Genomic DNA, 12,100 nt, shown 5'->3' with positions numbered 1-12,100 from the left:
TTTCTATACCTTTGGCTACTACCTTTCACCTCATTACTGCAGTAGGATAAAGACAGGACACAGTCCGCGCGAATCGCCGTCCTGGAGGCGCCCGCCCTGTTGTGCGGCGGGCAACTGCGCAGCCGAAGGTGACGGCAAAACCCGAGAAAAAAACCGCTTCCCATCTGGGAGGCGGTTTTTTCGTTTTGATTTAGATCACGACCAGCTTTTCCTTCACCGCGTGCATGATCGCCTGCGAGCGGCTTTTCACGCCAAGTTTGCGATAGATGTTCGAGATGTGCAGTTTGACGGTGGTCTCGGAGATGAACAAGTGCTCGGCGATCTCTTTGTTGGACAGCCCTTTGACCAGCGTGGTCAGCACCTCGTGCTCGCGCGGGGAGAGTTTTTCTCCGTCCGGCTTCTCCTTCTCGCGGTAGGAGGCGAGCAGTTTGTGCGTCAGGTCGGGGTGCAGCACCGAGCCGCCTTGCATCACCGTGCGGATCGCGTCGATCACTTCGGTGACGGGCGAGTCTTTGAGCAAATACCCGCAGGCGCCGGCCTGCATCGTGCGAAACAGATATTCATCCTGATTGAACATCGTCAGGATCAGGATGCGCAGCGAGGGATACTTGGCAATCAGGCGCTCTACCGCTTCCACGCCGCCAAGACCCGGCATGTTGATGTCCATGATCACCACGTCCGGCTGCAGGCTTTCGACCAGTTCGATCGCCTGTTTGCCGTCGGCAGCTTCTCCGACCACTTCTAAGTCGTCTTCTGAGTTGAGCAAATTGCGCAGACCATCGCGCAAAATCGTATGGTCATCGCAAAGCACCACGCGTACCGTCATCCGTACCATCCTCCTTCAGCGGGATCTCAAGCACGATCTCCGTCCCTTTGTCCGGCGCAGTGTGATATTCCAGCGTCCCGCCAACCTGGTCGGCGAGCAGATGCAGGTTCTCGATGCCAAATGAGTGCCGGTTGACCGCTTCGAGCATCGCGCGTCCGAAATGGAATCCTTTTCCATTATCTTGCACAGTCAGCTTCAGACATTCATCATCGAGGAGAAGTTTTATATACAGGCGGGTGGCATCCGCGTGCTTGATCACGTTTTGCACACTTTCCGCAAACACTTGATAGACAACGCTCATCACATCGGGCGCCAACTGCAGCGTCTGCTCCGGCGCTTCAAATTGAAACGGCAGCCCGTGCTCTTTTTCCATCTCGTCCAGATAGGCGCGCATCGCCAGCCACAGCCCGGCGTGCGTGTAAGGCGCGGGGCGCAGCGAGAAGATCGAGTTGCGCAAGGTCGTCGCCGTCTGGCGCAGCATCCCTTGCAGCTTCTGGACTTGCTGGTTGGCATCTTCATCGGGGGAGTTGCGCCGCAGCATCTCCAGTTGGAAGACGGCCGAGGCGAGGTCTTGGGCGATCCCGTCGTGGATCTCGCGAGCCAGACGGTTGCGCTCTTCGACGAGCAGGCGCTTCTCCCGCTCCACCATGTACTGGGCGTTTTTCATCGCGACGGCAGCATGTGCCGCGAAGATCTCCATCAGCTGCAGTTCGCCGAGCATAAACGAATGCGGCTCATTGCGCCCCAGCGAGATCACGCCGGCCACCTTGTCGTCGATGATGATCGGCACGATGAGCAGGGTGCGGGTGCCGTACAGCGTTTCGCCTGGCCAGAAGCGCGTGTCGCGCTCGACGTCATGCACCAGTTCCGCCTTGCCGCTCAAGGCGACCGCCCAGGCGATCGAGATGCCTTCGGGCAGCTTTTGGGCGTTCAGGTCGCTGGAGCAGGTGCAGACTTTGCGCCGCAGTTCTCCGTCTTCCATTAGATACAGCACGCCGCAGTGACCGCCGACCATCGAGGTGGCCCGCTCGATCACCTGATCGAGCACGGTGGGCAGGCTGTGCTGCTGGGAGATCGTCTGCGAGACTTCAAACAAGGTGACGAGGCCCTGCTTGGCGCGGTTGAGGTTGTTGAACAGATAGAGCAGGAAACAAGCCGAGGCCAGCGGCAGGAAGAAAAACACGAAGCCCAGCGTCCCGAGGTTGGTGACAGGCGACGTGATGGCGAGATACATCATCAGCCCGGCATAGATAAAACTGACCGTCACATCGAGCAGGATCAGTTTCAAGATCAGCGTGCGAAACGGCTTGTACAGGGCGCGAAAGTTGGTGTTCCACACGAAGATCGACGCGGACAGGAACGTGAAGATCAGCAGCATCGCGACCATCCGCACCTCTTCAAAAAGCAGTTCGGTCGGCTCGCCCGGCAGCAAGGGCCAGAGCAGATTGACCGTCATCCCCGCGCCAAGCACCGTGGTGATGCGGCCAAACATTGCGGTCAGCCGCGCTTTCCACGGCCGGCCTTTTATCGTGTGCACGATGAGCAGGATGGCGGCGGAATACAAGGCGGTTGCCTCGAAGCCGGTATTCAAGACCATCGCGTAGAGCAGCGGAAATGGAAACGTGGTGTTCAGCCGTTTGATGCGGAACGGAAACGCTTCAATGACGACCAGAAACAGCGTCAATACGATTAAATAGTCCAGCCGCAAAAACTCGGCCCTTTCCCAGGCGTACAACATCCCGACAAAGCCTAGAAAACAAATGGCAGGAAACTGTTTGTTAAGCAACTTATGAAAGAAATTCATCGGTCCTCCATTCAATGTAGAGAGCGAATTTATGCGGAGCCATCACTACTTCAAGGTAAATAGAAAAATACCTCTTTACTATATTCGCACAAAAAAGCCTTCCTGCGATGGTCGGAAGGCTGGGAAAATAGTGTCTGACAATTATTTAATGAAAGGCGGCGTTTCGCCCGACAACAAGTCCTCGAGGTAATGCAGTTGTGTCGGATTGAAATCGGCGGGCAACTCCTCCAGCGGGAAAAAGCGCACTTCATGCGATTCGTGATCATTGACGTGCGGCTCGCCCTCGTAGTCACGGCAGGTGAAGGCAATTTTCACCGCCATCAGCTCATGGCCGTTGGGCAAAGTGACTTCGCGCTCTTTGCCTGAGTAGATGCCAAAGAAGTCCAATTTACCTAAGCGCAGGCCGGTTTCTTCATAGACTTCGCGCCGTGCCGTCTCTTCCGCCTTTTCGCCGAGTTCCATGAAGCCGCTGGGAATGCCCCATTTGCCGTTATCGGTGCGGCGGTGCAACAGCAGGCGGCCATCTGCGTCAAACACGAGCACGCCGCAGCCGACCAGAATCACCTTGGTGTTGCCAACCAGCTCGCGCAGGTCTTGAATGTAGTTTGCCATGTGTCACCTCGTTTTTGTATACTTTGTTATGATAAGCCGAGTACATAAACAGGACAAGAGGTGTTTTCGATGACGCAACAACAGATGACCGCCCAAGAGGCGATGCGTACCCGTCATTCTGTACGCAAATACGAGCCGACCATGCCGCAGGAGGACCTGAACCAGATCCTCGAGCTGGCTGCGACCGCTCCGTCGGCGTGGAACCTGCAGCACTGGCGTTTCCTCGTGGTGACCAACCAGGACAACAAGCAGAAGCTGCTGCCGACCGCGTACAACCAGCAGCAAGTGGTCGACGCTCCGGCTGTGATCATCATCCTGGCTGACCAGGAAGCGGACAAGGCGGCCGACATGATCTACAACCAAGCGGTGGAAGCGGGCAACATGACCCGTGAGATCGCCGACATGCTGCTTGGCCAAATCAAGCCGACCTACGCCAACAACCCGCCGCAGTTTGGGCACGATGCGGCGCTGATCAACTCTTCCTTCGCAGCGATGCAGCTGATGCTGGCGGCGACCGCTCTCGGCTATGACACCTGCCCGATGGCCGGCTTCAACCGCGACCAGCTGGTCGCCGAGCTGAACATCCCGTCCCGCTTCTTCCCGACGATGATGATCACCTTGGGCAAAGGCACCGAAAAAGGCCATGACTCTGTGCGCCTTCCGCTGTCCGAGCTGGTGATTTCGGAGCGCTTTGAGTAATTTTTGAGCAGGATAAAGAAAACGACCCGTCCTTACAGGACCGGGTCGTTTTGCTTAATCTGCTCGAGAATCATCGGGATCGTCGCATGGTCATCGGGCGTCTGGTCGCGATGCTGCCAGAGCATGTCGCCCGTTGCCGACAAGAGGCAGGTGCCTCCTTGCAGCGCCACATCCTGCGTCTTCGCCGCCTTCATCGAGATCTCGCGCTGCTCTGGGTCTTTCGGCACGATCTCGGAGATCTTGACGCCGCCTGTGACGATGCCGCGGGTGACGAGCTTGACCATGTCCCATTTGCTCATCTGGCGGCTGCCCAGCGCGAGGTACAAGGCGTTCGTAGGGTCGCCGTACAGCGGGAACGGATACGGTCCGTATTCTTCAATAAACGGGGCCAACTGGTCGCCCGGCGCCGGAGCGACGGTGACGATCTTCACCCCGTGACGGGTAATCTCTTCTGCGGACTCACGCAACTGCGCGAGATAACTTCTGCACAGCGGTCAGCCAAGGTGGCGCAAGAGCACAAGCAGCATGCGCTGTTCGCCGATCAGTTGATCGAGCGCGACTTGCTCCTGTGAATTTGGTGCGTCTAACAAAAAGTCCATGATGCACACCTCCTGCTCTCATTTTACCCGAAACAAACGCTATAATGGTGGATAAAAGATGACAAGAGGGGACAGATCATGGACACCACCCGCACCCACCAACTGAAAGACGGACGCACGCTGACGATCCGCGAAGCAGCGCCGGACGACGCTGCCGCGATCGTCGCCTACCTGCAGCAAGTTCCTTACGAAAGCCCTTATCTCGGATTTGGCCCGGGCGAATTTACCACGACTGTGGAACAGGAAGTTGCGATCATCGAAGACCACATCCAAAGCGACAACAAAATTTTCCTGATCGGCCTGATCGACGGGGAGATCGCCTCGGTCAACAACTTCGCCGGCGGACACCGCCAGCGCTCGCGCCACGTCGGTGAATTCGGCATCACCGTCCGTGAAAAATATTGGGGCCACGGCATCGCCTCCCACATGCTGACCCTCTTGCTCGACTGGGCTAAATCGACCGGGATCGTCCGCAAGATCAACCTGGTGACACGCGTTGACAACCACGGCGCGATCCACGTCTACAAAAAGCTCGGCTTCGTGCAGGAAGGCGTGCACCGCCGGTCGATGTATCTCGATGGGACATTTTACGACGCGATTTTCATGGGCATCGACATCGACTAGTCATACCTCTGCTAGACTCCTCATAGGTTGAGAGTGGGACATTCTCCTACATACCCGACTTGAGGAGGCGCATCAATGGAAACCACAGCATTTCAACTCAATCCGCGCACGGCGGATTTTGTAAAATCCAAGACGATCAAAAAGTTGTTCATCGGCGGCCAGTTTGTCGAAGCGGCCAGCGGCAAGACTTTCCCGACCTACAACCCGGCAAACGGTGAAATTTTGGCCTATGTATCGGAAGGCGATCAGGAAGACATCAACCGCGCGGTCGCTGCTGCCCGCGACGCTTTTGAAGACGGCCCGTGGACGCGGATGCAGCCGCAGGAGCGCGCCCGCCTGATCTATACGCTGGCCGACCTGATCGAGCGCGACGCCGATGTTTTTGCCGAGATCGAGACGCTCGACAACGGCAAGCCGATCCGTGAAGCGAAACACGCGGATGTGCCGCTGACCATCGAGCATTTCCGCTATTATGCAGGCTGGGCGACGAAGATCTCCGGCGACGTGATTCCGGTCAACGTGCCGAACATGCACAACTACGTCCGCCGCGAACCGATCGGCGTCGTTGGCCAGATCATCCCGTGGAACTTCCCGCTGATGATGGCAGCGTGGAAGCTCGGCGCAGCACTGGCGACCGGCTGCACGGTCGTGCTCAAGCCGGCTGAGCAGACCCCGCTCTCCGCGCTGTATTTGGCAAAATTGATCCAGGAAGCAGGCTTCCCTCCGGGCGTCGTCAACATCATTCCGGGCTTCGGCGAAACGGCAGGCAAAGCGCTGGCGACCCATCCGGACGTTGACAAAGTGGCATTTACCGGCTCGACCGAAGTCGGCAAACTGATCATGGGCTATGCGGCCGACAACCTGAAGCGCGTCTCCTTGGAGCTCGGCGGCAAGAGCCCGAACATCGTGTTCCCGGATGCTGACTTCACCCGTGCTGTGCCGGGCGCGATGCAGGCGATTTTCTTCAACCAGGGCCAGGTCTGCTCGGCAGGTTCTCGCCTGTACATCCACAAGAGCGTCTATGACAACGCCTTGTCCGACATGGTGTCCTATGCCGACAAGAAGGTTCGCCAAGGCCACGGCCTTGATCCGAAAACGACGATGGGGCCGCTGGTGACCGGCGAGCAGTTGAACCGCGTCACTTCCTACATTGAAAAAGGCATCGAGCAGGGGGCAAAAGTCGCGACGGGCGGCTCCCGTGCGGATGGCGACCTCGCGAACGGCTATTTTGTCCGCCCGACCGTGTTTTACGATGTGCAGGACGACATGGCGATCGCGCAGGAAGAGATCTTTGGCCCGGTGGTCGCGGCGATGCCGTTTGACGACATCGACGATGTGATCAAGCGCGCCAACCTGTCCACCTACGGCCTCGCAGCCGGCGTCTGGACGCAAAGCATGAACACGGCGTTTAATGTTGCGCACAAGCTGAAGGCAGGTTCCGTCTGGATCAACTGCTACAATATGTTTGACGCAGCGTCGCCGTTTGGCGGCTACAAGCAGTCGGGCATCGGGCGCGAGATGGGCGAATACGCGCTGGAGAACTACACGCAGATCAAGAGCATCTGGCTGAACTACAACTAAAACAGAGCCGAAACGACCATTGACAGACAACGAGAAACGGTGCTATTCTAACTGCAACCACATAGTAAGCAAGCTCTTATCCAGAGAGGTGGAGGGACTGGCCCTTTGAAGCCTCGGCAACCGGTAGCAACTAGCTGCGATTAGGTGCCAATTCCAGCAAGGCCGCATGATGATGCGGCTTGGCAGATAAGAGAGGTTCGCAGTTTTCCTATGCGTATTCACGCCTCTTCTTATGCCAAAGAAGAGGCGTTTTCTTTTATATTCGGACTTTATTCCGTTATCGGAGCACTACTACATCGAAGCACTACGACAAAGAGAGGGAGGATGCAGCGTGAGCAGTCGGCATGAGTTGTTTCGGCAAAAACTTGGCACAGACGTGCTGATCGGCGACGGCGCGATGGCGACGTGGCTGTACCAGCAAGGCCATGCGGTCGGCTCTTCAACCGAGGAGTTGTGTTTGAAAAATCAAGAGTGGGTGCGCGAAGCCCACATGGCGTACTTGCGTGCAGGAGCGCAGGTGATCGAGACCAACTCCTACGCGGCGAACCGCGAAGCGCTCGCCCGCTACGGGCTGGAGCGCAAGACGACGCGGATCAACCGCGCGGCTGTACAGCTTGCCCGCCAGGCGGTGGAGATCGCCGAAGCGGATGCGTTTGTCGTCGGCAGCATCGGCTCGATCGCGGCGGCCCGCGTGATGACCGCCAATGTCGAAGAGTTCCGCGACTCTTTTGAGGAACAGGCGGTGGCGTTGCTTCACGAAGGCGTGGACGGTCTGGTGCTGGAGACGTTCTTCGATCTGGAAGAACTGCTCCTCGCGCTCGACGTGGTGCGTCCGCTCGTCGCATCCTCCGGTGTGCCGATCATCGCCCAGTGCTCGCTGCTCGATGTCGAGCGCACCCGGGACGGCTACCTGCTCAGCGATGCGTATTTTAAATTGAAAGAAGCGGGCGCCGACATGGTTGGCCTGAACTGCCGCCTCGGTCCGGCCGAGATCTTGCGGGCGCTGGAGCGGGCGGTGGTGCCGGAAGGGCTGGGCTTGTCGGCGTTCCCGAACGCAGGCCGCCCGGCGATCGTCGACGGAGAGTTTGCCTATAAGCCCAATTATCAGTATTTTGGAGATAGTGCGGTCAAACTGTGGGAGCAAGGCGTATCGCTGATCGGCGGCTGCTGCGGCACAACGCCGGAGCATATCCAGGCGATCGCAGGCGCCGTGTCCGGCCTGAAGCGCCGCCCGCGTGTCAACCCGGAGAACGCCCCGCGCATCGAAGTGTTTGAGCGCGAAGTGGTGCGCTTCCAGCAGAGCGAGATGCCGACCATCGTCGACCTCGTGGAGAAACGGCACACGATCATCGTCGAGTTCGACTCGCCGCGCGATCTGGATGTGGAGCGCTATGTCGAAGGCTCCCATGAGCTGTACAAGGCGGGGGCGGACGCGATCACCATCGCCGACAACTCGCTGGCGACCACGCGGATGAGCAACATGGCGCTTGGCTCGATCATCAAACGGGAGCTGGGCATCGAGCCGGTCGTGCACGTCGCCTGCCGCGACCGCAACCTGATCGGGCAGCAGTCGCACCTGATGGGGCTGCATGCGCTGGGCATCAATCAGATCCTCGTCATCACCGGCGATCCGGCCCGCGTCGGCGACCTGCCGGGGGCGAGCACCGTGTTTGACCTGACGTCGTTCGATCTGATCCGCATGGTCAAACAGTTGAACCAAGGCGTCGCCTTCTCCGGGCGTCCGATGAAGAATCAGGCCCGCTTCGTCTGCGGCGCAGCGTTCAACCCGCATGTGCGCAACCTCGACGCGGCGGTCGCCCGCCTCGAACGCAAAGTCGAAGCGGGGGCGGACTACATCATGACCCAGCCGGTGTACGATCTGGAAACGATGCTGGCGATCAAAGAAGCGACCGCGCATATCAAAGTCCCGATCTTCATCGGCATCATGCCTTTGACCTCGACGCGCAACGCCGAGTTTCTGCACAACGAAGTGCCAGGCATCAAGATTTCGCAAAAGTCCCGCGAGCGGATCAAGCGCTTCGAAGGCGCGGCTGCACGGGCAGAAGGCGTCGAGATGTGCAAAGAGCTGCTCGATGAAGCGGTCAAACATTATAACGGCATCTATCTGATCACGCCGTTCAATTATTTCGAAATGACGGTCGAACTGACCAAACACGTCCGCGAGATCACACAGGTCACCAGCCGGGCAAGCACTTTTTAAACGATCTACATGATCTGGGGAGATGAACCTAATGAAATTTGGATTTTGGCTGCCGATCTTCGGCGGATGGCTGCGCAATGTAGAAAATGAAAACATGCCGTCCACGTTCGACTATGCAAAAACGGTGATTCAATCGGCCGAAAAGTGGGGCTACAGCACAACGCTGATCGCCGAGCTGTATTTGAACGACATCAAAGGCGTGGAGCAGGATGTGCTGGAAGCGTGGAGCACGGCGGCGGCACTGGCGTCGGTGACCGAAAAGATCGAGATCATGACGGCGATCCGCCCCGGCTACCACAACCCGGCGGTGGCGGCAAAGATGGCGGCGAACATCGACCAGATCTCCGGCGGACGCTTCACTTTGAACATCGTTTCAGCGTGGTGGGCGGAAGAAGCGCGCCAATACGGCGGGCATTTTGCCGAACATGATGAGCGCTACGAGCGCACGCAGGAGTTTGTCGATGTGCTCAAAGGCATGTGGACAGAGGAGTCGTTCAGCTACAAGGGCCGTTATTACAACGTCGAAGATGCCAAACTGTCGCCCAAGCCGGTGCAGCGTCCCAACCCGATTTTGTACGCGGGCGGGGAGAGCGAGCGCGGCAAGAAGCTGATCGCAGAGCACTGTGATGCCTATGTGATGCATGGCGGCACGCCGGAAGAGGTCAAGAAGAAGATCGACGACATGAAAGCGCGCCGCGCCGAAGCGGGTCTGGAGCCGTTCAAGTCGTTTGGCATGGCAGCCTACGTCATCTGCCGCGATACGGAAGAGGCAGCGCAGGCGGAACTTGAGCGCATCACCACCGTAAGCGAAGATGCGATGAAAGGCTACGCGGGCTTTGGCGACTTTGTGAACAAGTCCCAGCTGGAGCAGAAGCTGACCTTGCAAGACTACAGCGTCTCCAACCGCGGCCTGCGCCCGAACCTCGTCGGCACCCCGGAACAGATCGCCGCACGCGTCAAAGAGTATGAGGAAGCAGGCGTCGATCTGCTGCTCCTGCAGTTCTCCCCGCAGCTCGAGGAGATGGAGCGTTTTGCGACAGACGTCATGCCGAAGTTTCAATAAGTGATTCCGCAGTGCGTCCAACCACCCTCTACGGGTGGTTTTTTTATTTGTAACAAACTTCCAAAATAGCAATTTTTACGTGTTTGATTACCAGATAATGTAATACAATGTGAGTGGTTGTTGTTGTTCCTATTTCATTTATCTGGAGGTACTATTGTGCGCAAATTTACGAAGTTATTGGCTGCAGCAGTTCTGATCACCTCGCTTGCAACGCCTGTTGGGGTCTCAGCCGACACCACGATGCACGTTCATATCGACAACTACACCAACGCTGCCGACCGGGTGCAAGTCCCCGCACCGGTTGGGACGGTCATTCGCGTCTACAAGTTGGAAAATGGCGTGTACACGCAACTGGCGGAGGGAATTTCGCAAGGCATCGACTATGACCGTGATGGGGTGCCCAACTATGAGCTGGCGACCGTCTTGATCGAAGCGGGTCTGGGCGATCTGACGAACATTTACGTCACCGCGCAAGCTCCGGGCGAAGCGGAAAGCGACAAAGTGGTCGCCGCCGTCCCGACGGCAACACCGGAGATGGCTCCTGCTGCCAACGATCTGACAGCTGCCTACGGGCACGGCCTGTATGAAGTCACGGTGCAAAACGTTCCGTCCGGCGCAGAGGTCTATGTGTATGAGTCGGCAGGTGCAACGCAATTCCTGGCGGGCAACTTCAACGCGGAAGGCACGGCAGCGCCCGTTTCGATCATGTTCAACGCCGACACCTTGCCGGAAACCGTCTACGTCTCCTACTTGATCAACCACGCCGAAACAGCGCTGGTTCCGGTGCAGGTCACACTGGATGTACAGAAAGCTGTCACCTTGGAGAACTATTACACCGGCTCCGACACGGTCTCGGTGTACGGGCTGCCGGGGTATACCGCGCGCGTCTATGACGCAGCAGTTGGAGGCACGCTGCTGGGCGAAGCGACGATTGATGAGAGCCAGTATTCGCTGATCGAGCTGGCAGCAGGTCTCGACGGGATGCAAACGGTCTACGTCACCTTGACCAAAACCGGCCAAACGGAAGGGGCGCGCACCGCATTTACCTGCCCGGTGATCCCGGATGCTCCGCTCGCCGAACAGATCCACGTCAACCGTGATGCGAACGGGATCGCAGTGGTCGTCGAGAACGTGCCGGCCGGCGTCTACGTCAATGTCCAAGGTCCGGCCGGTTCCGATCTGCGCGGCGGCGTTTACAATGACAGCGGTGAGACGGGCACCTTCACTATCCCTGTCTACGGCACTCCGACCAGCGAGAACAGCGTCTTGAACGTCTCGTTCTTCATCCGCAATGAAGACGATCACGGTGCCGAAAGCCCAAGCTTGGCCGTCACCATCCCGATGTTATAAGTCCACCAGTCACAAAAAAAGCTGACGTCTGTCCCCAACAGGCGTCAGTTTTTTCTTGGGAAGGAAAAAATTACTGAATTGTTGAATAGGTCTAATGAATCAGAATAATACTTTTTTATGATTCTAAAGTAGGAGGAGAAAACGATGACCGAGTTTGATCCGAATGCGAAACTGCCGGAAGATGCGGTTGTCCTGAGCGGATCTTTGGGGCACAGTCCCAAAGACGGCCAGTGGCGGCTCTATCTGACGCCGGAGCTGAACGATTTTGTGGAGATTCGGGAAGAGGACATTCTGCATGCTGTCATGCCGGAGGAAGAGCAGAGCGCAGCCACCCTGTGGGTCAAGCCTGACGCCGCTCTGGAGCGCACGCAGACCAGCGTGCAGCAAGTCCAGGCCGAATTTTTGTCGGGTGACATCATGTCCGGTTTCCTAGACAGCGCATCGCACACGAACAACCTCACCGATGAAGGCGGGGTGCATGTGCAGACCACGGTCGTCTGCCGCACGGTGATCGCGTCGATCCGCAGTTGCCCGTCGGTCAGAGGATGTCCGCCGCCGACGCCGCTGTGCGTCAGTGTGTCGTTCTGCCCGTCAGACCGCTGCCCGACCAAAAACGAGGACTGTTCGCGCGCCTGCCCGTCCGAAAAAGGCTGTCCGTAATCGCATCACCATCTTGGCCTGTGCAGAGGAGGGGAGACATGCTCTTCCTCTTCCTCTTCCT

At 57.9% G+C, this 12,100-nt stretch carries 11 protein-coding genes and 1 riboswitch; of the genes, 7 read left to right on the top strand and 4 right to left on the bottom strand.

Translation table 11 applies throughout. The features are described 5' to 3' along the window. Window positions 1–190: 190 nt before the first annotated feature. The 3 genes from CBW65_RS02760 to CBW65_RS02750 all read right to left on the bottom strand — a co-directional run bounded on the left by CBW65_RS02760 (window position 191) and on the right by CBW65_RS02750 (window position 3,242). Complete coding sequence (locus CBW65_RS02760) at window positions 191–826, bottom strand: response regulator (RefSeq protein ID WP_087455485.1); 636 nt, start codon at window positions 824–826, stop codon at window positions 191–193. Continuing rightward, window positions 798–2,564 carry a GAF domain-containing sensor histidine kinase gene (locus CBW65_RS02755; protein WP_198299735.1) on the bottom strand — a complete coding sequence of 589 codons (1,767 nt, stop codon included), beginning with the start codon at window positions 2,562–2,564 and terminating at the stop codon, window positions 798–800. Before CBW65_RS02755 ends, CBW65_RS02760 begins: the two co-directional genes overlap by 29 nt. A gap of 207 nt (window positions 2,565–2,771) precedes the next feature. Beyond that, window positions 2,772–3,242 (bottom strand): NUDIX hydrolase, encoded by a 471-nt coding sequence (locus CBW65_RS02750; RefSeq protein ID WP_087455483.1) that lies wholly within the window; start codon window positions 3,240–3,242, stop codon window positions 2,772–2,774. Window positions 3,243–3,311: 69 nt separating this feature from the next. Between CBW65_RS02750 and CBW65_RS02745 the strand changes: the two genes are divergently transcribed. Next, a complete protein-coding gene (locus CBW65_RS02745; RefSeq protein WP_087455482.1) occupies window positions 3,312–3,941 on the top strand; it encodes a nitroreductase family protein in 630 nt (209 codons plus the stop codon). Window positions 3,942–3,973: 32 nt separating this feature from the next. On the opposite strand, the gene CBW65_RS02740 is transcribed toward CBW65_RS02745, so the two are convergent. Further along, window positions 3,974–4,432 (bottom strand): peroxiredoxin-like family protein, encoded by a 459-nt coding sequence (locus CBW65_RS02740; RefSeq protein ID WP_087455481.1) that lies wholly within the window; start codon window positions 4,430–4,432, stop codon window positions 3,974–3,976. A 186-nt stretch (window positions 4,433–4,618) separates the two neighbouring features. Between CBW65_RS02740 and CBW65_RS02735 the strand changes: the two genes are divergently transcribed. From CBW65_RS02735 to CBW65_RS02710, 6 genes are all read left to right on the top strand, one after another. Next, window positions 4,619–5,164 carry a GNAT family N-acetyltransferase gene (locus CBW65_RS02735; RefSeq protein ID WP_087455480.1) on the top strand — a complete coding sequence of 182 codons (546 nt, stop codon included), beginning with the start codon at window positions 4,619–4,621 and terminating at the stop codon, window positions 5,162–5,164. A 75-nt stretch (window positions 5,165–5,239) separates the two neighbouring features. Continuing rightward, entirely contained in the window at window positions 5,240–6,745 is a 1,506-nt protein-coding gene (locus tag CBW65_RS02730) for an aldehyde dehydrogenase family protein (RefSeq protein WP_087455479.1), read from the top strand. 73 nt (window positions 6,746–6,818) lie between these two features. Next, window positions 6,819–6,938: riboswitch (SAM riboswitch) on the top strand. A 138-nt stretch (window positions 6,939–7,076) separates the two neighbouring features. Continuing rightward, window positions 7,077–8,966, top strand: a complete 1,890-nt coding sequence (locus CBW65_RS02725; RefSeq protein ID WP_269767996.1) for a bifunctional homocysteine S-methyltransferase/methylenetetrahydrofolate reductase — start codon at window positions 7,077–7,079, stop codon at window positions 8,964–8,966. 31 nt (window positions 8,967–8,997) lie between these two features. Further along, on the top strand, window positions 8,998–10,029 hold the full coding sequence (locus CBW65_RS02720) for an LLM class flavin-dependent oxidoreductase (protein ID WP_087455477.1): 1,032 nt from the start codon (window positions 8,998–9,000) through the stop codon (window positions 10,027–10,029). Window positions 10,030–10,185: 156 nt separating this feature from the next. Then, a complete protein-coding gene (locus CBW65_RS02715) occupies window positions 10,186–11,379 on the top strand; it encodes a hypothetical protein (protein ID WP_087455476.1) in 1,194 nt (397 codons plus the stop codon). A gap of 144 nt (window positions 11,380–11,523) precedes the next feature. Then, window positions 11,524–12,039, top strand: a complete 516-nt coding sequence (locus CBW65_RS02710; protein WP_087455475.1) for a hypothetical protein — start codon at window positions 11,524–11,526, stop codon at window positions 12,037–12,039. Window positions 12,040–12,100 lie beyond the last annotated feature (61 nt).

This window comes from Tumebacillus avium, assembly GCF_002162355.1.
GTDB lineage: Bacteria > Bacillota > Bacilli > Tumebacillales > Tumebacillaceae > Tumebacillus_A > Tumebacillus_A avium.
Note: the sequence above shows the minus strand (reverse complement) of the source record. Positions and strands in the feature narration are given on the sequence as shown.

What these genes read in the sequence shown, in the direction of transcription:
- CBW65_RS02760 (WP_087455485.1), bottom strand. Translation starts at nt 826, where the DNA reads ATGACGGTACGCGTGGTGCTTTGCGATGACCATACGATTTTGCGCGAT.
- CBW65_RS02755 (WP_198299735.1), bottom strand. Translation starts at nt 2,564, where the DNA reads ATGTTGTACGCCTGGGAAAGGGCCGAGTTTTTGCGGCTGGACTATTTA.
- CBW65_RS02750 (WP_087455483.1), bottom strand. Translation starts at nt 3,242, where the DNA reads ATGGCAAACTACATTCAAGACCTGCGCGAGCTGGTTGGCAACACCAAG.
- CBW65_RS02745 (WP_087455482.1), top strand. Translation starts at nt 3,312, where the DNA reads ATGACGCAACAACAGATGACCGCCCAAGAGGCGATGCGTACCCGTCAT.
- CBW65_RS02735 (WP_087455480.1), top strand. Translation starts at nt 4,619, where the DNA reads ATGGACACCACCCGCACCCACCAACTGAAAGACGGACGCACGCTGACG.
- CBW65_RS02730 (WP_087455479.1), top strand. Translation starts at nt 5,240, where the DNA reads ATGGAAACCACAGCATTTCAACTCAATCCGCGCACGGCGGATTTTGTA.
- CBW65_RS02720 (WP_087455477.1), top strand. Translation starts at nt 8,998, where the DNA reads ATGAAATTTGGATTTTGGCTGCCGATCTTCGGCGGATGGCTGCGCAAT.
- CBW65_RS02710 (WP_087455475.1), top strand. Translation starts at nt 11,524, where the DNA reads ATGACCGAGTTTGATCCGAATGCGAAACTGCCGGAAGATGCGGTTGTC.